Source organism: Azospirillum sp. VT-I1 (assembly GCF_055698305.1).
This window is the reverse complement of record NZ_CP168800.1, coordinates 539,005-561,829: the sequence shown is the minus strand read 5'-3', so window position 1 is coordinate 561,829 and position 22,825 is coordinate 539,005. Positions and strand designations below refer to the sequence as shown.

General features: G+C 68.6%; 23 protein-coding genes. 15 read left to right on the top strand and 8 right to left on the bottom strand.

Annotated elements, in window-relative coordinates; genetic code table 11:
* Positions 1-4: 4 nt before the first annotated feature.
* Positions 5-1,387, top strand: a complete 1,383-nt coding sequence (locus AB8P05_RS02650) for an outer membrane protein assembly factor BamB family protein (protein ID WP_455171762.1) — start codon at positions 5-7, stop codon at positions 1,385-1,387.
* 41 nt (positions 1,388-1,428) lie between these two features.
* The gene (der, locus tag AB8P05_RS02645) at positions 1,429-2,823 is read left to right on the top strand and encodes a ribosome biogenesis GTPase Der (RefSeq protein ID WP_455171761.1); all 1,395 of its coding nucleotides are present in this window, start codon (positions 1,429-1,431) and stop codon (positions 2,821-2,823) included.
* A 225-nt stretch (positions 2,824-3,048) separates the two neighbouring features.
* On the opposite strand, the gene AB8P05_RS02640 is transcribed toward der, so the two are convergent.
* From AB8P05_RS02640 to map, 4 genes are read right to left on the bottom strand one after another with little or no spacing between them, the layout of a single operon-like run.
* Entirely contained in the window at positions 3,049-3,495 is a 447-nt protein-coding gene (locus AB8P05_RS02640) for a cupin domain-containing protein (protein ID WP_472758694.1), read from the bottom strand.
* Positions 3,488-4,081, bottom strand: a complete 594-nt coding sequence (locus tag AB8P05_RS02635) for a Uma2 family endonuclease (RefSeq protein WP_472758693.1) — start codon at positions 4,079-4,081, stop codon at positions 3,488-3,490. The genes AB8P05_RS02640 and AB8P05_RS02635 overlap by 8 nt, the downstream gene beginning before the upstream one ends.
* 38 nt (positions 4,082-4,119) lie before the next feature.
* Positions 4,120-4,710 (bottom strand): NUDIX hydrolase, encoded by a 591-nt coding sequence (locus tag AB8P05_RS02630; RefSeq protein WP_472758692.1) that lies wholly within the window; start codon positions 4,708-4,710, stop codon positions 4,120-4,122.
* On the bottom strand, positions 4,707-5,516 hold the full coding sequence (gene map / locus AB8P05_RS02625) for a type I methionyl aminopeptidase (protein WP_472758691.1): 810 nt from the start codon (positions 5,514-5,516) through the stop codon (positions 4,707-4,709). The genes AB8P05_RS02630 and map overlap by 4 nt, the downstream gene beginning before the upstream one ends.
* A 189-nt stretch (positions 5,517-5,705) precedes the next feature.
* Here map and radA point away from each other — a divergent pair, with 189 nt between their 5' ends.
* The 4 genes from radA (at position 5,706) to AB8P05_RS02605 (ending at position 10,210) form a co-directional block, all read left to right on the top strand.
* Positions 5,706-7,154, top strand: a complete 1,449-nt coding sequence (gene radA / locus AB8P05_RS02620; protein ID WP_472758690.1) for a DNA repair protein RadA — start codon at positions 5,706-5,708, stop codon at positions 7,152-7,154.
* A gap of 27 nt (positions 7,155-7,181) precedes the next feature.
* Entirely contained in the window at positions 7,182-7,871 is a 690-nt protein-coding gene (locus AB8P05_RS02615) for a CvpA family protein (RefSeq protein ID WP_455171756.1), read from the top strand.
* Between the two features lie 103 nt (positions 7,872-7,974).
* Positions 7,975-9,423, top strand: a complete 1,449-nt coding sequence (gene purF / locus AB8P05_RS02610) for an amidophosphoribosyltransferase (RefSeq protein ID WP_455171755.1) — start codon at positions 7,975-7,977, stop codon at positions 9,421-9,423.
* A 79-nt stretch (positions 9,424-9,502) separates the two neighbouring features.
* The gene (locus AB8P05_RS02605) at positions 9,503-10,210 is read left to right on the top strand and encodes an SDR family NAD(P)-dependent oxidoreductase (protein WP_472758689.1); all 708 of its coding nucleotides are present in this window, start codon (positions 9,503-9,505) and stop codon (positions 10,208-10,210) included.
* An 85-nt stretch (positions 10,211-10,295) separates the two neighbouring features.
* Here the strand turns inward: AB8P05_RS02605 and AB8P05_RS02600 are convergent, their stop codons facing one another.
* The 3 genes from AB8P05_RS02600 to purM form a co-directional block, all read right to left on the bottom strand.
* Positions 10,296-10,439 (bottom strand): aa3-type cytochrome c oxidase subunit IV, encoded by a 144-nt coding sequence (locus tag AB8P05_RS02600; protein WP_455171753.1) that lies wholly within the window; start codon positions 10,437-10,439, stop codon positions 10,296-10,298.
* A 124-nt stretch (positions 10,440-10,563) separates the two neighbouring features.
* Positions 10,564-11,217 (bottom strand): phosphoribosylglycinamide formyltransferase, encoded by a 654-nt coding sequence (gene purN, locus AB8P05_RS02595; RefSeq protein ID WP_472758688.1) that lies wholly within the window; start codon positions 11,215-11,217, stop codon positions 10,564-10,566.
* Positions 11,218-11,238: 21 nt separating this feature from the next.
* Positions 11,239-12,300, bottom strand: coding sequence for a phosphoribosylformylglycinamidine cyclo-ligase (gene purM, locus AB8P05_RS02590; protein ID WP_472758687.1), 1,062 nt, complete (start codon positions 12,298-12,300; stop codon positions 11,239-11,241).
* A gap of 142 nt (positions 12,301-12,442) precedes the next feature.
* On the opposite strand from purM, the gene AB8P05_RS02585 reads away from it, so the two are divergent.
* The 7 genes from AB8P05_RS02585 to AB8P05_RS02555 all read left to right on the top strand — a co-directional run bounded on the left by AB8P05_RS02585 (position 12,443) and on the right by AB8P05_RS02555 (position 19,787).
* Positions 12,443-13,777: a DUF2066 domain-containing protein gene (locus AB8P05_RS02585; RefSeq protein WP_472758686.1), complete on the top strand. Its 1,335-nt coding sequence runs from the start codon at positions 12,443-12,445 to the stop codon at positions 13,775-13,777.
* Entirely contained in the window at positions 13,774-14,334 is a 561-nt protein-coding gene (locus tag AB8P05_RS02580; protein WP_472758685.1) for a CDP-alcohol phosphatidyltransferase family protein, read from the top strand. Before AB8P05_RS02585 ends, AB8P05_RS02580 begins: the two co-directional genes overlap by 4 nt.
* Complete coding sequence (locus AB8P05_RS02575) at positions 14,331-15,398, top strand: AI-2E family transporter (RefSeq protein ID WP_472758684.1); 1,068 nt, start codon at positions 14,331-14,333, stop codon at positions 15,396-15,398. The genes AB8P05_RS02580 and AB8P05_RS02575 overlap by 4 nt, the downstream gene beginning before the upstream one ends.
* 13 nt (positions 15,399-15,411) lie before the next feature.
* Positions 15,412-16,134, top strand: coding sequence for an HdaA/DnaA family protein (locus AB8P05_RS02570; RefSeq protein ID WP_472758683.1), 723 nt, complete (start codon positions 15,412-15,414; stop codon positions 16,132-16,134).
* A gap of 37 nt (positions 16,135-16,171) precedes the next feature.
* Entirely contained in the window at positions 16,172-16,951 is a 780-nt protein-coding gene (locus AB8P05_RS02565) for an SDR family oxidoreductase (protein WP_472758682.1), read from the top strand.
* Between the two features lie 207 nt (positions 16,952-17,158).
* The gene (locus tag AB8P05_RS02560) at positions 17,159-17,650 is read left to right on the top strand and encodes a MarR family winged helix-turn-helix transcriptional regulator (protein WP_472758681.1); all 492 of its coding nucleotides are present in this window, start codon (positions 17,159-17,161) and stop codon (positions 17,648-17,650) included.
* 601 nt (positions 17,651-18,251) lie between these two features.
* Positions 18,252-19,787, top strand: a complete 1,536-nt coding sequence (locus AB8P05_RS02555; RefSeq protein WP_472758680.1) for an AAA family ATPase — start codon at positions 18,252-18,254, stop codon at positions 19,785-19,787.
* A gap of 72 nt (positions 19,788-19,859) precedes the next feature.
* Here the strand turns inward: AB8P05_RS02555 and hutG are convergent, their stop codons facing one another.
* Positions 19,860-20,684 (bottom strand): N-formylglutamate deformylase, encoded by an 825-nt coding sequence (gene hutG, locus AB8P05_RS02550; protein ID WP_472758679.1) that lies wholly within the window; start codon positions 20,682-20,684, stop codon positions 19,860-19,862.
* 368 nt (positions 20,685-21,052) lie between these two features.
* Here hutG and AB8P05_RS02545 point away from each other — a divergent pair, with 368 nt between their 5' ends.
* Together AB8P05_RS02545 and AB8P05_RS02540 are read left to right on the top strand one after the other, a co-directional pair.
* Positions 21,053-21,556 carry a hypothetical protein gene (locus AB8P05_RS02545; RefSeq protein ID WP_472758678.1) on the top strand — a complete coding sequence of 168 codons (504 nt, stop codon included), beginning with the start codon at positions 21,053-21,055 and terminating at the stop codon, positions 21,554-21,556.
* Positions 21,557-21,629: 73 nt separating this feature from the next.
* On the top strand, positions 21,630-22,811 hold the full coding sequence (locus AB8P05_RS02540; protein WP_472758677.1) for a hypothetical protein: 1,182 nt from the start codon (positions 21,630-21,632) through the stop codon (positions 22,809-22,811).
* Positions 22,812-22,825 lie beyond the last annotated feature (14 nt).

The following is a 22,825-nucleotide window of genomic DNA, read 5'->3' as shown; positions in this document are numbered from 1 at the left end:
GGCCATGACGACCCATCAGGCGAACCTCCGCAACACGGCGGGCACCAAGACCCGCAACATCCGCCGCACCGCGCTGCTGTCCGCGTCGCTGCTCGCAATCTTCCTCGGCGGCTGCGACACGCTGGACAGCTGGATGGGCAAGACCCCCGACCCGCCGCTGCCCGGCAAGCGCGTCGCCGTCCTGCAGCGCGAGCGCAAGGTGGAGCCGGATGCGCAGCTGGCCGCCGTGGCCGTCACCGTGCCGCCGGCGGTCGCCAACGCCGCCTGGGCGCAGCCGGGCGGCACGCCGGACCATGTCGTCGGCAATCTCGCCCTGTCAGCCAACCCGTCCGACGCGTGGCGCGCCGACATCGGCTCCGGTTCCAGCAGCTCGCGCGCGCTGCTCGGCACGCCGGTGATCGCCGACGGGCGCATCTTCGCCATGGATGCCGATTCGCACGTCTCCGCCCTGAACGAGCGCAGCGGCCAGTCGCTGTGGCGCGTCGATACCCGACCGGAAAACGAGCGCGGCGGCGCCACCGGCGGCGGCGTCGCCTATGCCGACGGCCGCGTCTATGCCGCCACCGGCTTTGCCGAAGTGCTGTCGCTCGACGCCGGCAGCGGAAAGGTGCTGTGGCGCAAGCGCATCGCCGGCCCGGTCCGCGGCGCCCCGACAGTCGCTGGCGGCCGGGTGATGGTCATCACGCTCGACAACCAGACCATCGCGCTGTCGACGGACGACGGCTCGGTCCAATGGTCGCACCAGGGCATCCTGGAGACCGCCGGCCTGCTCGGCGCCGCCAGCCCGGCCGTCACCGGGACGCTGGTCGTCGCCCCCTATTCCTCGGGCGAGCTGTTCGGGCTGCGTCCGGAGAACGGCCGCGTCGCCTGGCAGGACAGCCTCGCCGCCATCCGCCGCACCGGCCAGCTGAGCAATCTGGCCGACATCCGCGGCCTGCCGGTGATCGACCGCGGCGCCGTCTATGCCATCGGCCATTCCGGCCGCATGGTCGCCATCGATGAGCGCATCGGCGCGCGGATCTGGGAAACGGAGATCGGCGGCGTCAACACCCCCTGGGTGGCCGGCGACTATCTGTTCACCGTCACCAACGACCAGGAGGTCGTCGCGGTGGCGCGCCAGAACGGCAAGGTCCGCTGGGTCGCTCCGCTCGCCCGCTTCAAGGATCCGGAGGACAGGACCGGCCCCATCGTCTGGTCCGGCCCGGTGATGGCCGGCAACCGCCTGTGGGTTGCCGGCTCCAACGGCCAGCTGCTGGGCCTGTCGCCCTCCGATGGCAAGGTGGAGGTGACGCGGTCGCTGCCCACCGGTTCCTACTTGTCTCCGATCGTTGCCAACAACACTCTTTATGTGCTGTGCGACAACGGAACGCTGGTCGCGTTCCGCTGATCGCGGATTTCCTCCGTCTGTTGTGAAAGGCCTTTGGCCCCATGTCGTTCACCGTGGTCCTCGTCGGTCGGCCGAATGTCGGCAAATCGACCCTCTTCAACCGTCTGGCCGGCAAGAAGCTGGCCCTGGTGGACGATACGCCGGGCGTCACCCGTGACTGGCGCTCGGCCCCGGCCCATGTCGGCGGCCTGTCCTTCACCGTGGTCGATACCGCCGGCCTGGAGGATGTGACCGACGACAGCCTGGAGGCGCGCATGCGCCGCCAGACCGAGCAGGCCCTTGCGCGCGCCGACGTGGCGCTGTTCATCATCGACGCCCGCGCCGGCATCACGCCGCTGGACCGCCATTTCGCCAACCTGCTGCGCCGGGGCAAGACCCCGGTCCTGCTGGTCGCCAACAAGACCGAAGGCAAGGCCGGCCAGCCCGGCCTGTTCGAGTCCTACGAGCTTGGCCTGGGCGATCCGATTCCCCTGTCCGCCGAGCATGGCGAGGGCATGGCCGATCTGGTCGAGGCGCTGCTGCCCTATGCTCCGGCCGAAAATTCCGCCGAGGTTGAGGACAAGGACGACGGCTTCGACCCGTCCATCCCCATCGGCGACCAGCCGGAGCCTGAGGAGGATCGCAGCAAGCCGATCCAAATCGCCATCGTCGGCCGCCCCAACGTCGGCAAATCGACCCTGCTGAACAGCTTGCTCGGCGAGGAACGCGTGCTGACCGGTCCCGAGGCCGGCATGACCCGCGACGCCATCGCCGTCGATTGGGAATGGCGCGACCGCCGCTTCAAGCTGGTCGACACCGCCGGCATGCGCCGCCGCGCCCGCGTCGACGAGAAGGTCGAGAAGCTGGCCGTCGCCGACAGCCTGCGCGTCATCCGCATGGCGAATGTCGTGGTGCTGGTCGTCGATGCCGGGGCCATCCTGGACAAGCAGGACCTGACCATCGCCCGGCTGGTGATCTCCGAGGGCCGCGCCCTGGTGATCGCGGTCAACAAATGGGACACGGTCGACGACCGCGCGATGGCGCTGCGTCAGGTCGAAGACAAGCTCGAAGCCTCGCTTGGCTACATCAAGGGCGTGAAGGTCGTCACCATCTCCGCGCTGAAGGGCCATAAGCTCGACACGCTGCTGGACGGGGTGCTGGAGACCTACACCGTCTGGAACCGCCGCATCCCGACCGCCCAGCTGAACCGCTGGATCGAAGGCGTGCTGGACCACCATCCGCCGCCCCTGGTGGAAGGCCGCCGGGTGAAGATCCGCTACGTCACCCAGGTGAAGACCCGTCCGCCGACCTTCGCCCTGTTCGTGAACAAACCGCTGGACCTGCCGGAAAGCTACCAGCGCTACCTGACCAGCCACCTGCGCGAGAGCTTCGACATGCCCGGCGTGCCGGTGCGGCTGCTGCTGCGCAAGGGCAAGAACCCGTACGCGGAGGATTGAGGAGGGGAGGGGCGTCGGCTTACGGTGCCCCCATCCTCTCCATGCTTCGCATGGGTCCCCTCCTTCCCCCGCTTCGCCAGGGAAGGCGATCTTCTCCATAAGGCACGTGATCCCCTCCCCGCCCAGCTCTCGCACAAAGCCATGCTTTGTGCTGACGCGACAGGCGGACCTTAGGTCCGCTGAGAGCGGCGGAGGGTTAGGGTGGGGGTCTAACTCCGCATAGCATCATCTACCGGGCGGCTCCCACCCCTCCGGCGCCATCCTGAACCCGGCGAACTCGAAGGCCGGTGCCACGGTGCAACTCACCAGCGACCAGCCGTCCGGCTCCTCCGCCAGGCTCCGTGCCGCCTGCCAAGCCCCGACCGGCACCACCGCCTGCGGCCGTTCGCCGCCCGCGATGTCCATCCCCAGACGGCGGCGCTCGACCGCACCGCCGTCCTCATAGACCGACAGCTCGAGCGGCGCCCCGCCGTGCCAGAGCCAGATCTCCACGGCATCCACCGTATGCCAGTGAGACCGCTCCCCGGCCCGCAGCAGGAAGTAGATCGCCGTGACCGCCCCGCGCCCGTCATCCGCCGGCGCCCGGTAGGTCTCTGCGTAGCAGCCTCCCTCCGGATGCGGCTGCAATCCCAGCAACTCGATCAGCCGCGCGGGGGTCATGGGTTCAGGCATCGTCGGTGTCGCTCGTAGGGATCGTCAGGTCGAAGGACACCTGCGTGTCCTCATAGATGGTGGATAGAGGCAGCGTGACCTCCAGCGCCGGGATCGTCAGTGTCCCGTCACGCCCGGACAGCAGCTCATGCGTCCAGCCGTCTCCCGCCCGCCGGAAACTCTCCACCACCGCCACGCGCTGATGAACCAACACATATTGTGTGAGGGAGGGCAGGCTGCGGTAGGCGGCGCTCTTGGTGGTGTGGTCGTAGCTGGACGTGCTGTCGGACAGGACCTCGACGATCACCGTCGGCTCGGTGGCCAGCCGGTCGCGGTCGTCCATCGCGGCGCAGGTGACGAAGACGTCGGGGTAGAACACCGATTCGGCGGCAAGAATCCGCATCGTCTCCTGGAACACCCGGCAGGGCGAACCGCGCAGCTCGGCACGCAGGGCGGCATAGACGTTGCCGGCGATCTGGTTGTGGGCGACCGTTCCGCCGACTATGGCGACGACCTCGCCCTGGAGGAACTCATGGCGGTCGTCCTGCCGCTCTTCCCAGCCGAGGAACTCGTCAAGGGTCATCCGGCGGTGCTTGCGCAGGGCCATGAGCGCACTCCCGGTCGCTGAAGGGTCGCCCTTCCTTTCTACACCGACCGCGTCCGCGCCGCCATGCCCAGCCCCTCGCGCAGCTCCGGCATCAGCATCGCCCCCAGCATGGCGATCACCGGCAGCACCGCGTAGTCGCCGCGCGCCGCCGCGTCGATCAGCTCGCGGGCGCTGTGCAGTTCGATCCGCATGTCTTCCAAATCGCCATGGTCGGGTTCCGCCACCTTGCGGGCGCCCTTGGCGTGGAACATGTGGCAGGTGCTGCCCTTGGAGTTCGCCCCGACCACGAAGCCGCCCAGCGCCGTCCAGTCGTCGGCGGCATAGCCGGTCTCCTCCAGCAGTTCGCGCCTGGCGGCGGCCAGCGGCTCCTCGCCGGGTTCGATGGCGCCGGCGGGGAAGGTCAGGCTGACGCGGCGGGCACCGTGCTTGTAGGTGCGCAGCATCACCACCCGGCCGTCCTCGGTCTCCACATACATCAGGGCGAAGTCGGGCTGGTCCAGCTGGTAGAAATTCTCCACCGTCCGGCCGTCCGGCAGCCGGACCGTCTCAGCCCGCACCTTCAGATAGGGGCTGGCGTCCAGCAGGTCGCGGCTGCCCAGCACGTCCCAGGACTTCTGCTCGTCGCTCATGCGGCGTTTCCATAGGGCGGCTGGGTGAAGCCGGCGGGGGAGAGGGTGAAGATCTCGCAGCCGTCCTCGGTGATGCCGATCTGGTGCTCGAACTGGGCCGACAGCGAGCGGTCGCGTGTGACCGTGGTCCAGCCATCGGACAGGATCTTCACCTCGTGGCGGCCGGCGTTGATCATCGGCTCCACCGTGAAGACCATACCGGGGCGCAGTTCCACGCCGGTGCCGGGCTTGCCGAAATGGTCGACGTGCGGCGCGTCGTGGAATACCTGCCCGATGCCGTGCCCGCCGAAATCGCGCACCACCGAACAGCGCGCCGCCTCCGCCATCGTCTGGATGGCATGGCCGATGTCGCCCAGATGGTTGCCAGGCTTGGCCTGGGCGATGCCGGCCATCATGCAGCGATAGGTCAGATCGACCAGCTTGCGTGCCTTCACACCAATCTTCTCGCCGACGAAGTACATGCGGCTGCTGTCGCCGTACCAGCCGTCCAGGATGACGGTGACGTCGATGTTGACGATGTCGCCGTCCACCAGCTTCTTGTCGTCGCTGGGGATGCCATGGTTGACGATGTGGTTGGGGGATATGCAACTGCTGGCCGGATAACCCTGATAGCCCAGGGTCGCCGGGATGCCGCCGCGGTCGCGCTGGAATTCCTCGATCAGCTTGTCGAGCCTGCCGGTGCTGACGCCCGGCACCACGAATGGCGTGATGTAGTCCAGCGTCTCGGCCGCCAGCCGGCAGGACTTGCGAAGCGCCTCGAACCCTTCCGGACCGTGCAACACGATCCGCCGTCCATCCTTGTCCATCAAACCGTCATCCGTCACGTAAGTCCTCTGGTCTCTTATTCAGCCGCTGCGCCCATCCGCAAACCGCGCAACAAGCTATCACGCCACAGGTCTGAAAAAAGCCCCTGCATTCCACCCCTGCAAGCATAGGATTCGGCGGATCGGCTTGCTATATGTGGCGGGCCTTATCCCCATCGGACTACCAGACCTTTGGCGAAGCCCACCACCCGATATGTCTGTCAGGCCTGCGGCGCCTCCTTCCCCAAATGGGCGGGCAAGTGCGATGCCTGCGGCGAATGGAACAGCCTCGTCGAAGAGGCGGCACCCGACAGCGCGCCCAAGGGGCTGGGGTCGGCCCGCGGCCGCCGCATCGACTTCGTCGGCCTCCAGGGCAGCAGCGAGGCGCCGCCGCGGCGCATGACCGGCATCGCCGAGTTCGACCGCGTGTGCGGCGGCGGGCTGGTTCCCGGCTCGGCCATCCTGATCGGCGGCGATCCCGGCATCGGCAAATCGACCCTTCTGCTCCAGGCGATGGCCCGGCTGTCGCAGGACCACCGCTGCGCCTACGTCTCGGGCGAGGAGGCGGTCGATCAGGTCCGCCTGCGTGCCCAGCGTCTCGGTTGCGCCTCAGCCCCCGTCGATCTGGCCTCGGCCACCAGCGTACGCGACATCGTCGCCTCGCTGGACGACGCCAAGGGGCCGGAGGTGATCGTCATCGATTCGATCCAGACCATGTATATGGACAATCTGGACAGCGCCCCCGGCACCGTCGCCCAGGTCCGCGCCAGCGCGCAGGAGCTGATCCGCGTCGCCAAGCGGCGCGGCGTCGTCCTGCTTCTGGTCGGCCATGTGACCAAGGAAGGCATGATCGCCGGTCCCCGCGTGCTGGAGCATATGGTGGACACCGTCCTCTATTTCGAAGGCGAGCGCGGCCACCAGTTCCGCATCCTGCGCGCTGTGAAGAACCGCTTCGGCCCGACCGACGAGATCGGCGTGTTCGAGATGGGCGACGGCGGCCTCGGCGAGGTCGCCAACCCGTCCGCCCTGTTCCTGGCCGAACGGCGCGGCGACGTGTCGGGCGCGGCAGTCTTCGCCGGGATGGAGGGCACCCGCCCCGTCCTGGTGGAGGTGCAGGCGCTGGTCGCCCCGTCGCCGCTCGGCACGCCGCGCCGTGCGGTGGTGGGCTGGGACTCGGCCCGGCTCGCCATGGTGCTGGCGGTGCTGGAGGCGCGCTGCGGCGTGCAGATCGGCGCCAACGACGTCTATCTGAATGTCGCCGGCGGCCTGCGCATCACCGAACCGGCCGCCGACCTCGCCGTCGCCGCCGCGCTGGTGTCGTCGCTGACCGGCGAACCGGTTCCGGCCGACGCGGTGGTCTTCGGCGAGATCGGCCTGTCCGGCGAGGTCCGCGCCGTCGGGCAGAGCGACACGCGCCTGAAGGAAGCGGCGAAGCTCGGCTTCTCCTCCGCCATCTTCCCGGCGCGGCGCACCGGCAAGAAGGGAAGCCGCGGCGACAACGGCCTGAAGACTGTCGAACTGCAGCAACTGGGCGAACTGATGCCGCTGTTCCAGGCGCAGGGCTCCGCCGGCCGGCCGCCCTCCCGCCGACCGCATGACGACAACGACACGCGCCGCTGGCGCGACGACGAATTCATCTGACCGCACTCTCATAATCGGCACAGGGCCATGGACAACCTTCCCGTCAATCCGGTGGACATCGTCGTCATCGCCGTCCTGCTTCTGGCGGCGCTGCTCGCCTTCAGCCGCGGCATGGTGGCCGAGGTGGTGTCGGTCGCCGCCTGGGCCGGCGCCGCGGTCATCACGCTCTATGCGCTGCCCCATGTCCTTCCCTATGCGCAGATCTATATCCGGTTCGAAATGCTGGCCTACGCCGCCTCGGCGGTCGGGGTGTTCATCATCGCGCTGATCGTGCTGTCGCTGCTCGGGCGCAGCCTGTCGCGCGGGGTGCAGGCTTCTGCGCTGTCGGCGCTGGACCGCACGCTGGGCTTCGTTTTCGGGCTGGTGAAGGGCGGGGTGCTGGTGTCAATCGCCTACCTGTTCTTCCTGTGGCTGGTGCCGAACCCGGCCGAACAGCCGGTCTGGCTGCAGCAGGCCAAGACCCGCCCCTTCCTGGCGATGGGCGCGGAGACGCTCTACGGCTTCGTGCCGGAGACACTGCGCAAGGATGGGCTCGGCCAGATGGACATGGCACGCGACCGCGCACGTCAGGCGATGGAGGCCAAGCAGGCGCTCGACCGCCTGTCGACGCCGGTGCCCAGCCCCGCGAAGACCGGGGGTGCACAGGCCCCCGATACCGGTTATAAGGACCGCGACCGCGCCGATTTCGAAAGGCTGATACAGAACAACGCCCACTGAGCTTGACCGCTCGGTTTTGGCGCGATCGACGTTTGTGGACCGTTTTTCCGTTGCATGTGCTGACGCGCGCCGACGGCGCCTCTTGGACGAAGGACTTCTGGTGATGCTGACGACGCATCCGTTCGACGACGACAAGCTGCGCGAAGAGTGCGGCGTGTTCGGCATCTACGGCAACCCGCAGGCGGGCGCCATCACGGCGCTGGGCCTGCATGCCTTGCAGCACCGCGGGCAGGAGGCGGCGGGCATCGTCAGCTTCGACGGCGGGCGCTTCCACCTTCAGCACACGCTGGGTCTGGTCGGTGACCATTTCAGCTCCGAGGCGATCATCGCCAAGCTGAAGGGCGCCAGCGCCATCGGCCATGTGCGCTACGCCACCACCGGCGACACCTCGATCCGCAACGTCCAGCCGCTCTATGCCGACTTCGAGTTCGGCGGCTTCGCGCTGGCCCACAACGGCAACCTGACCAACGCCCAGGTGCTGCGCCGTCAGCTGGTCCGCCGCGGCTGCCTGTTCCAGTCCTCCACCGACACCGAGGTGATCGTCCACCTGATGGCGACCGCCCGCGGCGGCTCGCCGGTCGACCGCCTGATCGAGGCGGTCCGGCAGGTCGAGGGCGCCTTCTCCCTGGTGGCGCTGACCTCCAAGGAAGTCATCGGCGTGCGTGACGCTCTCGGCGTCCGTCCGCTGGTGCTGGGCAAGCTGGGCGACACCCACATCCTGGCGAGCGAGACCTGCGCCTTCGACATCGTCGGCGCCGAATATGTCCGCGACGTCGAGCCGGGCGAGATGATCGTCATCGACGGCAGCGGCGTGCACAGCCTGCGTCCGTTCCAGCCGCAGCAGCGCCGGCTGTGCATCTTCGAATACATCTACTTCGCCCGTCCGGACAGCGTGATGGAGGGGACCTCCGTCTATCAGGCGCGTCAGCGCATCGGCCGCGAGCTGGCGCGCGAGGCCGGCGTTCCCGCCGACGTGATCGTGCCGGTGCCCGACAGCGGCGTGCCCGCGGCGCTGGGCTACGCCCAGGAAGCCGGCGTGCCCTTCGACCTCGGCATCATCCGCAACCATTATGTCGGCCGCACCTTCATCGAGCCGACCGACCAGATCCGCCATCTGGGCGTGAAGCTGAAGCACAACGCCAACCGTGCGATGATCGAGGGCAAGCGCGTCGTGCTGGTGGACGATTCGATCGTCCGCGGCACCACGTCGAAGAAGATCGTCGAGATGGTGCGCGCCGCCGGGGCCGCCGAGGTGCACATGCGCATCTCCAGCCCGCCGACCTCGCACCCCTGCTTCTACGGCATCGACACCCCGGAGCAGGGCAAGCTGCTGGCCCACCGCATGACGGTGGAACAGATGCGCGAGTTCATCCAGGCGGACAGCCTCGCCTTCATCTCGCTCGACGGCCTCTATCGGGCAATGGGCGAAGAGAAGCGCGATCCGGCCAAGCTCGGCTACTGCGACGCCTGCTTCACCGGCGATTACCCGATCCCGCTGACCGACGCGCTGGAGAATCCGCCCGTCGAGGCGAACGTCGCCGTCCGCGCCTGATCCAGAAACCCTCCCCCCGCAACGGGGGAGGGTTTTTCATATGTGAACGAACAATAATCCCAGGAAACGAGTCTCCACCATGTCCCGTCTCTCCGGCCGCATCGCCCTCGTCACCGGCGCGTCGCGCGGCATTGGCGCCGCCGTCGCCAAGCGCTTCGCCGCCGAAGGCGCCCATCTGGTCCTGGTCGCCCGCACCGTCGGCGGGCTGGAGGAGACCGACGACGCGATCCAGAAGATTTCCGGCCAGTCGGCGACCCTGGTGCCGATGGATCTGCGCGACTACGACAAGATCGACCAGCTCGGCCACGCGCTCTACCAGCGCTTCGGCAAGCTGGACGTGGTCGTCGGCAATGCCGGCGCGCTGGAGGCTCTGGGGCCGGTCGCCCAGTATGATCCGAAGCTGTGGTCGCGGGTGATGGATCTGAACGTGACGGCCAACTACCGGCTGATCCGTTCGATGGACCCGCTGCTGCGCGCATCCGGCACCGGCCGCGCCATCTTCGTCACCTCGGCCGCCGCCAAGGCTCCGCAGCATTACTGGATGCCCTATGGCGCCAGCAAGGCGGCGCTGGAGATGATCGTGAAGACCTATGCGATGGAGGTGGCAAGCTCCACGGTGCGGGTCAACCTGATCGACCCCGGCGTGGTCGCGACCAAGCTGCGCACCCAGGCTTTCCCCGGGGAGGATCCGACCAAGATCACCCAGCCGGACCAAGTGACCGAGCGATTCGTGGAACTGGCCGAGGCCGCCTGCAGCAAGCACGGCGAGCTGGTACTGGCGCAGTGACCATACCAAGTCCTTCCCCGCGGCCGGCGGACGCCGGGCGGGGAAGGGCAGGGCATTGAAGCCCGTGCTTTCGGACCTTCCCCGTCTACAGGGTGAAGATCGCCAGCAGGACCAGCACCGCGACGACGCCGGCGATGCTGTACTTCATGAATTTGGTGAAGGCGATCCAGGTCGCCTGATGGGTGCGTACGGTCTCTTCACTGACCGGGTTGGGACTCACGGCCGCCATATCGATCAACCCTCCAACAGTTTCTTTTGCCCGCAATTCTGACGCAGGCGTACGGAAACGCAACAGATTCCGAGCGGAACCGTCAACCATGCCGGAAGGGTAGGGGCCGGAGGATGAAACCCGCCTAAACGGGCGGGTTGAGGACGGCCGTCAAATCGGGACTCGGGCCGTCGATCCGCACCAGGTCGCCGTCCACGCGGGCGCGGCGCTCCGCGATCAGGCGGACGGCGTGGGGATAGAGCTTGTGCTCGGCCTCAAGAACGCGGTCGGCCAGGCTGTGGGCGTCGTCGCCGGGCATGACCGGGACCGCGGCCTGGGCGATGATCGGGCCATCGTCCATCGCCGGGCGGACATAATGGACGGTGCAGCCATGGAAACGGACGCCGGTGGCCAGCGCCCGTTCATGAGTGTCCAGCCCCTTGAAGGAGGGCAGCAGGGACGGGTGGATGTTGATGAGCGCGTCCTGCCATTGTCCGACGAACCAGGGCGACAGCAGCCGCATGAAGCCGGCGAGGCAGACCAGCTCGACGCCCGCCTCCCGCAGCCGGGCGTCCATTGCCGCCTCGAAGGCCGGCTTGTCGCCGGGATAATCGAGGTGGCTGACCACCGCGGTGGCGATCCCGGCCGTGCCGGCACGTTCCAGGCCGAAGGCATCGGCCTTGTTGGACAGCACCAGCGCGATTTCCGCCGGGAAATCCGGCGCGGCGCAGGCGTCGATCAACGCCTGCAGATTGCTGCCGCGCCCTGAGATCAGGACGCCGAGCTTCAACTTGCTCATCGAACTATCCTTGGGCGACCCTTACGCGGTCCAGGCCGCGTCCATGCCGTTGACGGTCACGCGGGCGTCGCCGTCCTTCAGGGCGGTGACGGTGCCGACGGTGTAGACCGTCTCGCCGCCCTCGCGCAGGATGTCGATGGCCTCCTGCGCCTTGTCGGCGGGAACCACGACGACCATGCCGAGACCGACGTTGAAGGTGCGCGCCATCTCGTAGGGGGCGATGCCGCCGGTCTTCATCAGCCAGGAGAAGACGGGAGGCAGGGTCCAGGTCGAGGCGTCGAGCACCACGCCCAGCCCGTCGGGCAGGACGCGCGGGATGTTCTCGATCAGGCCGCCGCCGGTGATGTGGGCCATCGCACGGACCGTGCCGGCGCGCACCGCCTTCAGCGTGCTCTTCACATAGATGCGGGTCGGGGTCAGCAGGGCCTCGCCCAGCGTCTTCGACTCGTCCCACGGGCAGGCGGCGTCATAGCCGAGTCCCGACTTCTCCACCAGCTTGCGCACCAGCGAATAGCCGTTGGAGTGCACGCCGGTCGACGCAAGGCCGAGAACCACGTCACCCGTCTGGACGGCGGAACCGGTCAGGGCATGCTGGCGTTCAACAGCACCGACGGAGAATCCAGCAAGGTCGTAATCGCCTTCCGAATACATGCCCGGCATCTCGGCGGTCTCGCCGCCGACCAGCGCGCAGCCGGCCTGACGGCAGCCTTCGGCGATGCCGGCGACGATGTCGCGGCCGGCGGCCACGTCGAGCTTGCCGGTGGCGTAGTAATCCAGGAACAGCAGCGGCTCGGCGCCTTGGACCACCAGATCGTTGACGCACATGGCGACGAGGTCGATACCGACGGTGTCGTGACGGTTGGCGAGAATCGCCACCTTCAGCTTGGTGCCGACGCCGTCGGTCGTCGCGACCAGGAGCGGATCCTGGTAGCCGGCGGCGCGCAGGTCGAACAGGGCGCCGAAGCCGCCCAGGCCCGCGTCGGAGCCGGAACGCGCGGTGGAGCGGGCAAGGGGCTTGATCGCTTCGACAAGCGCGTTGCCCGCATCGATGTCCACACCGGCCTGCTTGTAGGCGTCGGACATGTTATAGGACTGGGTGCTGATGGTATCCTCGCTTGGGCTGAGCTATATACCGGGCCTTGGGCTCGGGCCGAACATACTCGAATCGGAAGGCTTTGCAATGCTCCACCGCCGCCGTGCGCCGCTCCTCGCCGGTCTTGCTGCCATGTCCACCGCTCTGGTCCTGACCATGACCGGACCGGCGGGCGCGCAGACCGGTTCCCCGCCGCCGGCCGCCGCCACTTCTGCCGCCATGCCGTCCGCCGCGGATCCTTTCGCGGTGACGGGCGTCAGGGTCGACATCAACGGCAGCAATCCGACCACGGTCCGCGACCAGGCGATCCGCGAGGCACAGGCCAAGGCCTGGGCGGAGCTGTACCGGCGCCTCGTCCCCGGCGGCACCCCGCCGCGCCTGTCGGACATTGAGATCGCCAAGCTGGTCCAGGGCTTCGAGATCGACGAGGAGAAGGTGTCGGCCAGCCGCTATGTCGGCGCCATCACCGTGCGGTTCCGCCCCAACGCCGTGCGCGACGCGCTCGGCCAGAGCGGCGGCGCCACCCAGTATGTGGAGCCGCCGTCGCGGCCCTTCGTCATCCTGCCGGTGACCCAGACCGAAGGGCGCACGATCCTGTGGCAGGACCGCACCCCCTGGCGCGCGGCTTGGGAGGCGCGGCAGCCCGCCGCGTCCCTGGTGCCGCTGGTCCTGCCGGACGGCGAGCTGTCCGATGCCCAGGCGATCAGCGGCGAGGACGCCATCGCCGGCAATGCCGAGGCGCTGGGCCGCATCGCCCAGGCCTACAAGGCCGGCGGAGTCGTGGTCGCCCGCACCGATCTGCCGGCCAATGGCCCGGATGCCGCACGCGGCATGACCGTGGATGTCACCCGTTACGGGATGGACGGCACGCGCGACAACCAGGTCGTGCAGGTTAAAGGCGGCAGCAGCGCCGACGACGTGCTGACCCGCGCGGTCGCCGCCGTCGGCACCCAGCTGGACGAGTCCTGGCGGCGCGAACACACCACCGCGACCGGGCCGGAGCAGACCACCATGGTCCGCGTGCCGCTGTCGGCGGTGAACGACTGGGTGGAGACGCGCAAGCGGCTTGCCTCCGTCAATGCGGTGACCCGCAGCAACCTCATGTCCATCAGCCGCAGCGAGGCGCTGGTCACCCTGACCCACCGCGGCGACCCGGACCAGCTGGCCCAGGCGCTGGCCCGCCAGGATCTGGGCTTTGCCCGTACGGCCGCGGCGGCGCCCGCCGGCTATCCGCCGGCCTATCCCGGTGCACCGCTGCCGGTTCCGTCCGCCGACTGGCAGCTGACCCTGCTGCCGCGCGGGTCGGGGGCGGCGTCCGCCGGTGCCGTACCGTCCGCCGCGTCCCCGGTCGCCTCCCCGGCCACGCTGGCGCCGTCGGCGCCGCTGGATGCCGGCGGATCGGCGGGCGGCACGCTGGGCGCTCCGCCGCGCAATCTGGGAACGCTGCCGGCCAAGAGCCTGCCGTGAGCGTTCCCAACATCATCACCTTCCTGCGCATCCTGGCGGTTCCGGCCGCGATGTACATGATCCTGACCGGCCGGATGGAGTGGGCCTTCGCCCTCTTCGTTGCGGCCGGCCTGTCGGATGCGCTGGACGGCGCCATCGCCCGCATGTTCCGGGCGCGTACTGTGCTGGGCGGCTATCTCGATCCGCTGGCCGACAAGGCGCTGATCGTCGGCGTGTATGTGGCGCTGGCCTGGGTGGGGACGATCCCGCTCTGGCTGGCGATGATGGTGATCTTCCGCGACATCATGATCATCGGCGGCGTCATCCTGCTGTTCACGCTGAAGGAGACGCTGGCGATGCAGCCGCTCTATATCAGCAAGGTGAACACGGTGGTCCAGATCGCGCTTGCCGCCGCGGTGCTGGCGCCGCCTGCGCTGGGCCTGCCGGAGATCCATCTGTACGGGTGGGAACTGGTCGATGTGCTGGTGTACGCCTGTACGGTGACCACGGTGCTGTCCGGCCTGCTGTACGCGCGGCGCGGCGCCTTGCTGTTCAACCGGCTCGGCGGCGTTCCATGACGTCGGCCAAGCAGATCCGGTTCTGGCTGATCGGGCTCGGGCTGTTCGTCCTCGCGCTGTGGCTGCTGTCCGACATGATGCTGCCCTTCGTGGTCGGGCTGGCCATCGCCTATCTGCTCGATCCTCTGGTCGACCGGCTGGAAGGTGTGCGGCTGCCGCGCTGGCTCGGCACCACGCTGGTGCTGCTGGGCTTCCTGCTGGTCCTGGTGCTGATGGCGCTGCTTCTGGTGCCGCTGGTGCAGGGCCAGATCTCCCACTTGCTGGAGGTGCTGCCGACCTACGCCACCCTGGTGAAGGAGCGGCTGATCCCGGCGCTCGACCGCTTCATCCATCGGCTGCCGGCCGACGATGTGGAGCGGCTGCGCGCCGCCGCCGGCAACTATGCCGGCGAGGTGGCGGGGATGGTCGGGCGCATCGTCAGCCACATCCTGTCCGGTGGGCTGGCGGTGTTCGACATCGTCACCCTGATGTTCATCACCCCCATCGTGGCCTTCTATCTGATGCGCGACTGGGACGTGATGGTGGGGAAGGTCGATTCGTGGCTGCCGCGCCAGCATGCCGAGACGGTGCGCGAACAGGCGCGCGAGGTGAACGTGACGCTGTCCGGCTTCGTGCGCGGGCAGGCGTTGGTCTGTCTTGTCCTGGGCGTCTTCTATGCGCTGGCGCTGTCGGCGGCAGGGCTGGATTTCGGGCTGGTGATCGGGCTGATGGCCGGGCTTTTGTCCTTCATTCCCTATGTCGGCAGCCTGTTCGGCTTCGTCGCCAGCACCGGTCTTGCCCTGCTGCAGTTCGATGAGTTCTGGCGGGTGGCCGTCGTGGTCGGCATCTTCCTGTTCGGGCAGGCGGTGGAGGGCAACGTGCTGACGCCGAAACTGGTCGGCGACAAGGTTGGTCTTCATGCGGTCTGGGTCATGTTCGCCCTGCTGGCCGGCGGCAGCCTGTTCGGCTTCGTCGGCGTTCTGCTGGCCGTACCGGTGGCTGCGGTCATCGGCGTGTTGACCCGCTTCGCGTTGCGCCAGTATCTCTCAAGCCCGTACTACCGCGGCACCGACGCGGAACGCTGATGGGTGTGTCCGCATGAGCTTGCCGGCGCAGATACCGCTCGACCTCGGGCACCGGACGGCGATGGGCTGCGAGGACTTCCTCGTTGCGCCCAGCAATGCCGACGCGGTGGCATGGCTCGACCGCTGGCCCTCCTGGCCCGCCCCGGCGCTGACCGTGTTCGGGCCGGCCGGCTGCGGCAAGACCCACCTGTCCCAGGTCTGGCGCGCCCGCAGCCATGCGGCCGTCACCAGGGGCGAGATGCTCGACTCGGGCTCGGTGCCGGCCCTGCTGGCGCCCGCCAACGCCGTGGTGGTCGAGGATGCCGACGCGGTTTCCGGCAGGCCCGAGCGGGAAGAGGCGCTGTTCCATCTCTACAACCTCGCCCGCGAGCAGCAGGGACACCTTCTGCTGCTGTCGCGCAAGGCGCCGTCGCGCTGGCGCACCCGGCTGGCCGACCTGCGGTCCCGCATCAAGGGGGCGCCGGCGGTCGAGGTCCGTCCGCCCGACGACGCGCTGCTGGCCGCCGTGCTGGTGAAGCTGTTCGCCGACCGGCAATTGCGGCCGGGGCTGGAGGTGATCACCTATCTGCTGGCGCGGATGGAACGGTCGCTGGACTTCGCCCGGCGGCTGGTCGCCGCACTGGACCACGCCTCGCTCGCCGCCCATCGCGGGGTGACCGTGCCGCTGGCGCGTGAGGTCCTTTCGGAACTGCAACGGACGGAACCGCAACGATCCGGTTCCAAAACGACCCGCTGAAGACATCCGGGCGGAAAACACCAAGGAAGGGACGAGCATGGATTTGGGAATCGCCGGCCGACGCGCCATCGTCTGCGCCGCCAGCAAGGGGCTGGGCCGCGCCTGCGCCTTCGCGCTGGCCCGCGAAGGCGTGCATGTCACCCTGACCGCCCGCAGCGCCGACGCGCTGGAGGCGACGGCGGAGGAAATCCGCAAGGCCACCGGCGTCACCGTGACCACCGCCCCCGGCGACATCACGACGGAGGAGGGACGGGCTGCGGCACTCGCCGCCTGTCCGGAGCCGGACATCCTGGTCAACAATGCCGGCGGGCCGCCGCCCGGCGATTTCCACGACTGGGACCGCGAGGACTGGATCCGCGCGCTGGACGCCAACATGCTGGCGCCGATCTTCCTCATCAAGGCGACGGTGGATGGGATGATCGCCCGCCGATTCGGCCGCATCGTCAACATCACCTCGGCCGCGGTGCGGGCGCCGATCCCGATCCTGGGCCTGTCCAACGGTGCGCGCAGCGGCCTGACCGGCTTCGTCGCCGGCCTGTCGCGGCAGACGGTGAAGCACAACGTCACCATCAACAACCTGCTGCCCGGCCCGTTCGAGACCGAACGCCTGCGCAAGACGATGGAGGGTGGAGCCAAGGCCGCCGGGCGCAGCATCGACGAAGAGATGGAGATTCGCCGCAAGGGCAACCCCGCCGGCCGATTCGGCGATCCGGAGGAATTCGGGGCCGCCTGTGCCTTCCTCTGCGCCGCGGGGTCCGGATTCATGACCGGCCAGAACATTCTTCTGGATGGCGGAGCCTACCCGGGGACCATGTGACGGGGCGGTTAGGGGGCCGAAAAGCCGCCGCGTCTCAAGTTTGTCCCTCCAATTCGCATCAAAATCCGCCCATCGTCACAGGCCATTAAGAAACGACCGCGGGAAGGGGGCTCCGGCGCCGCTTCCCCGGTCCGCCGGTTCGCAATCGCGGCGGTGCCGCGGCGACCGGACAACGGCTGACAAGCCACTGGCACAGGAACGATGAGCATGCAGCAGAGCGTGGCGGCCCCCGCGGTCTACACCGACCTTGGCCGCGTCATGGAAAGCATCACCCGGCGCTTCCTCGACGTGCTTCGGATGGAACTGGCCCGGATCGGCGTGACCGACCTCAGCCCGACCCAGGCCCTGATGCTGCTGCACATCGGCACCGAGGAACTGTCGGTCCGCGACCTGCTGGAGCGCGGTTACTACCTGGGCTCCAACGCCTCCTACAATCTGAAGCATCTGGTGGAGGCCGGCTATGTCGACCGCAGCCCCTCCCTGCGCGATCGCCGGGCCGCAAGGCTCAAACTGTCCGAACAGGGGCTTGCCACCTGCGAGGCGTTGAAGAAGCTGGAGGCGGCGCGTGCCGACAGCCTGCTGCGCAGCGACAGCGACGGCGCCGATTTCGAGACCACCTACCGCACGCTGCGACGGCTGGAGCGCGCCTGGACCGACCTGATCCGCTACGACGACGCCGATCAGGCCGGAAATTTCTGAACTTCCGACACGTAATCTTATACCCGCCTACCCGTTCGATCTGTGTCCGGAAGGGAACACCCGCGCTCATAACAGGAACATAGACGGAACTTGCCGATTGCCGTTCTGCGTCCGTTCTGGTAGCTATAGCGGAACAAGACACGAACAATGGAGGTTGGCATGTCGGTTCTGGCTTTCCTGCGTGAATGCATGACCCTCGCCCTGTTCCTCGCCGTGCTCTATGGCTGGGCAACGGTCGGGCCGATCCTGATCGGCTGAGCGGGCCTATGGCGTCGGGGTGCCCGCCCCTTCGGAAGAGGTCCCCGAACGAGGGATGCCGCGTCGGTATTATATCCGAAATCCCAGCCCACCCCGGCCGACGCAGCGCTTACATCGGGAACACGCGGAACCGTTCCTGGCCCGACAGAGAAGCCGAAAGGGGAACGGTTCCGCGAACGCCGACAACGCGTGGGGATTGGGACGGATGCGGAATTTCTTTCGGAAGCGTCGCTCGGCCGCCGTGGCGGACGAACGGATGCCGGCGGCTGGCGGTGCGGGTCTCGGCGGTAGCGGACTTGGCAGCAATGGACTGGGCGGCGGCCTGACCGGCACTGGAATGGGCATGAGCGGACCCGGCATGTCGGGTCCGGGGATGTCCGGTCCCGGGCCTGCCACCGGCAATTTCCCCAATGCTCCCGGATTCTCCCGGCCCGGCGCGACGCTGCTGCGTCCCGTCGACGGGGGGCAGGGCGGCGGACAGGGCGGAGGACCGGGACGCGCCGGGTTCGAGGCGATGCGCGGTCCTGCCGCGCCGCGTCAGCCCGACATCATCGACAACGACGCCACCGGCGACCGCCGCGGCCACATGTTTCCTCAGCCCGGCGGGCGCGAGGCGGAGAGCGAGCACGACCTGCCGCGCTTCACCATGTCGGTCAACGGCGGTTATCGCGGCGGCATGGGCGCCAACGCGCCGGCCATGCTGAAGGGCCTGACGCCCGAACTGAACGGCCTGCTGCGCGAGGCTTTCACTCCGACCCGGCCCAAGCAGCAGCTGAACGGGCTGTTCATCGGCCGCAACGACACGCTGCGCCGCATCATCTCGGCCATCGAGGAGGAGCGGGCGCACGTCATCCTCTACGGCGACCGCGGCCGCGGCAAGACCTCCGTCGCCAACGCGATCGAGAAAATCGCCGGGCAGGCCGGCTACCTGTCGCTGAAGCTGACCTGTAGCGGCGAACTGAGCTTCGAGGATATCTTCAGGCACTTCCTGAAGAAGATCCCCTCCACCTATTACCGCTCCGCGCTGGACAACCCGTTCGCGGCCCGGCGCAACTTCGCCAGCCTGAACGAGCTGCTGCCGGACGGCACCTTCAGCGTGACCGAACTGAACGAGGTGCTGTCGGGCATCCACGCCACCCATGTGCTGCTGATCCTGGACGAGTACGACCGCGTCCTCGACGAGGATTTCCGCAACAAGCTGGCGGAGCTGTTCAAGAACCTGACCGACAGCTCGATCCCCGTCACCCTGCTGGTGGTCGGCGTTGCGGAGAATCTGGATCAGCTGCTGGGCAAGCATCCCTCGATCCAGCGGTCGCTGGTGCCGGTGCATCTGCCGCTGATGACCGACCAGGAGATCGGCCGTCTGATCCAGGCCGGCGCCCAGAATGCCGGCATCGAGTTCGCGCCGGACGTGGTGCGGCGGATCGCCGAGTTCGTACGCGGTCTGCCCTATTACGCGCAGCTTCTCGGCCTGCATGCGGCGCGCAGCGCCGTCAGCCGTGGCAGCAAGCTGGTGGAGCGGCCGGATCTGGCCTATGCCGTCGCCCGCTGCCTGCAGGAGGCCGAGCGCGGCATCGTGGAGAGCTACGCCCGCGCGCTGGCGGCCGACCGCCGTGCCGAGCTGGAGGACGCGCTGCTGGCCGCCGCCCTGTGCCCGGCGGATGCCTATGGCGTGTTCGATCCCAACGATCTGGCGGGCGACAGCGGCGAACTGCCGAGTGCCGCGACGCTGGACCTGCTGAAACGCCTGACCCGCGAGGACCATGGTGGCGTCCTGGCCCCGGTGGTGGAGCCGGGCCTGGAACGCTACCGTTTCCGCAATCAGATGATGCGCCAGTACGTCCTGATGCGTCAGGCGAGCGAGCGCGGCCAGATCTGATCCATCCCCGATCAGGCCGTCCTTCGGCCCTTCTCCGGCGACGGGGGAGGGCCACTCTTTCTTAAGGGGGTGTTACAGGAACGCCGCGCGGCGCTGTCCGCTGGCCTTCTGCCACGCCCATTCGACGACCGCGCTCATCAGCCGCTCCAGCCCCGGCTTCACCTCCGCCGCCAGATCGGGGCGGAAGCGGTAGGGGGCTTCCTCGTCCATGTAGGTGGACTGGGTCAGTTCCAACTGGATGGCGTGGATGTTCTCGTCCGGCCTGCCGTAGCTGCGGATGATGAAGCCGCCGCGCATGCGGCCGTTCAATGCGGCAGAGTAACGTTCCGACGCCGAAAGGACGTTCATCAGGCGGGTGACCAGCGGCTGGGCGGCGCTGCTGCCGTCGCCGGTGCCCAGGTTGAAATCGGGCAGGGTGCCGTCGAAGAAGCGCGGAACCCGGCTGCGCACGGAATGGGCATCGAACAGCACCGCAACCCCGAACCGGTCGCGCAGGGCATGCAGTTCGCTGTGAAGCTGCTCGTGGTAGGGACGCCAATAGGCGCCGACCCGCCTTTCGATCTCCGCCCGGTCCGGCTCCTGTCCGGCGGGGTAGATGGGCGCATGGTCGAAGGTGGTCAGCGGGCAGATTTCCGTCGGGTCGAGCCCGGGCTGGGCGACGAGGCCGTCGGGATCGCGGTTCAGGTCCACGACGTAACGCGAACAGAGCGCCGTCAGGAAACCGATTCCGAGCGCCGGGGCGAAGTGGTACAACCGGTCCAGATGGCGATCGACGTCTGGCTGCGCCAGCCCCTGGTCGGTCATCGTCGCGGCGATGTCCGGCGGAATCATGGTCCCGACATGCGGAATGCTGAGCAGGACCGGGGTTTCGCCCGGCTGGAAGCGGAAGGTTTCCATGGCTCGTCTCGTTACGGGAACGGCTGGCTCAGGGCTGTGTGCAGTGCGGCAGGGACAGCCGGTGGACTATGGAGCGACGTGGCGTATTCCGTCAAACAGATTGCGTTTTTTTGAAATCGTCGGTGTTGCCGCACCCGCGCGCCCTGTCCTTCCGGATCCCATTCCCTACCACGGCACACCGAAATGGGCGTTGACCGGAAGCTCGACTTGCCGGACACTCCCGCGCAATCGGCGACCGTCCGGCAGAAGGCGGCGCCCCACACCGGATCATGCTGTCCCCCGGCGACCGGACCGAAGACTTCCAGAACACACGGCGCCCCAATTTCGCAGCCCCGGTGACGAAGCAACGCAGCAGGGGAGAAGCGACCATGAACACCGCCACCCGTCTCGGCGCGGCCATGCCCGGCCGGCGCCAGATCTTGTTGCCGCTTGCGCTGGCACCCGTCGCCGGCTGGGCCGTGTGGGCCGCCGGCACGCCGGACGCGCCCAGCCATCCCGCCGGCCCCTTCCACCTGCCGCTGGACGAGGCCACGGCGCTGTGGCGCGACCTGGGCGCGGTGCGGCTGGGCGGACTTGCCGGCGATCCGCAGTTTCCGGTCAAGGTGTCGGCGCTGGACGGCCGCACCGTCACCGTCCGGGGCTTCATGGTTCCGCTGACCGGCGGCGCCAGCCACAACCGCTTCATCCTGTCCGCCAACCCCATGGGCTGCCCCGCCTGCGAAAGCCCCGGCCCCGGCAGCATGATGCATGTCCACTCCTCCATCGCGCTGGCTGCCACGCGGGAACCGGTGACCCTGACCGGAACCCTGCGCCTGCGTCCGCAGGAAGGGCTGTTCTACCGGCTGGACCGCGCCGAGCAGCGCTGGGCCTGACCGGCGCCTGCACCACTTCACCGGTGCAGCGGTGATAGCCGCGGCTGGGCCGCATCCGGTCGCTCCCTTTGCGATGGCGGCGGCACTGCTGCTCTATGGCGGCGTCAGCGTTCCGGCACCGCCGTCCCTGCGCTGGGGCGAGGCGGCCATCGGGCTGCTGATCCTGCTGTGCGTCGGCTGGAAGCGGCCCTTGGCGGTGGCGACCGGCCACGCCCTGCGCGGCTCGGGTGACGCCGCCTGGATGTCGGTTGCGGTCGCGGCACTCGGCTGGCTGCTGTGGGCGCCGCTGCTGCGCGGGGCGGTGCTGGGCTGGGATGCGGCGGACATCCTGCGCGACGTGGTGCCGCTGTTCTATCTGTTCCTGCCCGTTCTGCTGGTGCCCGCCTTGCGGCCTGCCGGAGCCTGGGGCGTGCGCCTGCTGGCCGGCGGGTTGGCGCTTGCCGGGCTGCTGCTGGCCCTGCGCTGGTGGAAGCAGGCGGGCTGGGGCTTCGGCGCCGTCGGCACGCGGGCAATGGCCGACGGCGGCGCCTATCTGCTGAACGCGCCATCCGTTCTGTTCGCCGCGGTGGCGTTGCCGGCGTTGGCGCTTTCGCTGGTGGCGATCGGGGGACCGGCCCGCCGCTGGATCGCGGCGCTCGCCTGTGCCGCCGGGGGAGCGCTCTGCCTCGGCGCCCTGGCCGGCGCCGTCCACCGCACCGCTCTGGGACTGGCGGCGCTGTCGCTGGCGACGGTCGCGCTGTGGTGGGTGCGGCGGCGGCTCTGGCTGGCGGCGCCTCTGTTGCTGGCCGCCGGGCTCGTCGCCTTTCCGGCCGGAGACGCGCTGGTCGGCGCGTGGCAGCAGGCGGCGGAAAAAACGAGGTTGACCGGCGCCAACACGCGCTGGGAGGAAGCAACGGCGGTGATCGACCATGTCGTGTCATCGCCCTGGGCGCTGCTGTTCGGCGATGGGTGGGGCGCGCGAATCGCCAATCCGGCGGTGGGCGGATGGCGGGTCGGCTACACCCACACTCTGGTCAGCTATGGCCTGCTGAAGACCGGGCTTCTGGGCGTGCTGGCGCTTGGCGCCTATCTGGTCGCCCTGGTCCGGCCCTGGCGCCGCCTGCTGGCGGAGGATCCGCTCCTGGCGATGGCGGTGGTGCCGCCGCTGCTGATGGCGCTCTGCCTTCACACCAGTTTCAAGTATCTCGACACCGGCGTCATCCTGTCGCTGATGCTCTTGGCATCCGAACTCAGGAAAGGGTTGTCCAGAGGCTGAAGCGCAAGCATACT

Coding starts and splice junctions, on each gene's coding strand:
- AB8P05_RS02650 (WP_455171762.1), top strand. CDS start 5: ATGACGACCCATCAGGCGAACCTCCGCAACACGGCGGGCACCAAGACC.
- der (WP_455171761.1), top strand. CDS start 1,429: ATGTCGTTCACCGTGGTCCTCGTCGGTCGGCCGAATGTCGGCAAATCG.
- AB8P05_RS02640 (WP_472758694.1), bottom strand. CDS start 3,495: ATGCCTGAACCCATGACCCCCGCGCGGCTGATCGAGTTGCTGGGATTG.
- AB8P05_RS02635 (WP_472758693.1), bottom strand. CDS start 4,081: ATGGCCCTGCGCAAGCACCGCCGGATGACCCTTGACGAGTTCCTCGGC.
- AB8P05_RS02630 (WP_472758692.1), bottom strand. CDS start 4,710: ATGAGCGACGAGCAGAAGTCCTGGGACGTGCTGGGCAGCCGCGACCTG.
- map (WP_472758691.1), bottom strand. CDS start 5,516: ATGGACAAGGATGGACGGCGGATCGTGTTGCACGGTCCGGAAGGGTTC.
- AB8P05_RS02615 (WP_455171756.1), top strand. CDS start 7,182: ATGGACAACCTTCCCGTCAATCCGGTGGACATCGTCGTCATCGCCGTC.
- purF (WP_455171755.1), top strand. CDS start 7,975: ATGCTGACGACGCATCCGTTCGACGACGACAAGCTGCGCGAAGAGTGC.
- AB8P05_RS02605 (WP_472758689.1), top strand. CDS start 9,503: ATGTCCCGTCTCTCCGGCCGCATCGCCCTCGTCACCGGCGCGTCGCGC.
- AB8P05_RS02600 (WP_455171753.1), bottom strand. CDS start 10,439: ATGGCGGCCGTGAGTCCCAACCCGGTCAGTGAAGAGACCGTACGCACC.
- purN (WP_472758688.1), bottom strand. CDS start 11,217: ATGAGCAAGTTGAAGCTCGGCGTCCTGATCTCAGGGCGCGGCAGCAAT.
- purM (WP_472758687.1), bottom strand. CDS start 12,300: ATGTCCGACGCCTACAAGCAGGCCGGTGTGGACATCGATGCGGGCAAC.
- AB8P05_RS02585 (WP_472758686.1), top strand. CDS start 12,443: ATGTCCACCGCTCTGGTCCTGACCATGACCGGACCGGCGGGCGCGCAG.
- AB8P05_RS02575 (WP_472758684.1), top strand. CDS start 14,331: ATGACGTCGGCCAAGCAGATCCGGTTCTGGCTGATCGGGCTCGGGCTG.
- AB8P05_RS02570 (WP_472758683.1), top strand. CDS start 15,412: ATGAGCTTGCCGGCGCAGATACCGCTCGACCTCGGGCACCGGACGGCG.
- AB8P05_RS02565 (WP_472758682.1), top strand. CDS start 16,172: ATGGATTTGGGAATCGCCGGCCGACGCGCCATCGTCTGCGCCGCCAGC.
- AB8P05_RS02560 (WP_472758681.1), top strand. CDS start 17,159: ATGCAGCAGAGCGTGGCGGCCCCCGCGGTCTACACCGACCTTGGCCGC.
- AB8P05_RS02555 (WP_472758680.1), top strand. CDS start 18,252: ATGAGCGGACCCGGCATGTCGGGTCCGGGGATGTCCGGTCCCGGGCCT.
- hutG (WP_472758679.1), bottom strand. CDS start 20,684: ATGGAAACCTTCCGCTTCCAGCCGGGCGAAACCCCGGTCCTGCTCAGC.
- AB8P05_RS02545 (WP_472758678.1), top strand. CDS start 21,053: ATGAACACCGCCACCCGTCTCGGCGCGGCCATGCCCGGCCGGCGCCAG.
- AB8P05_RS02540 (WP_472758677.1), top strand. CDS start 21,630: ATGGCGGCGGCACTGCTGCTCTATGGCGGCGTCAGCGTTCCGGCACCG.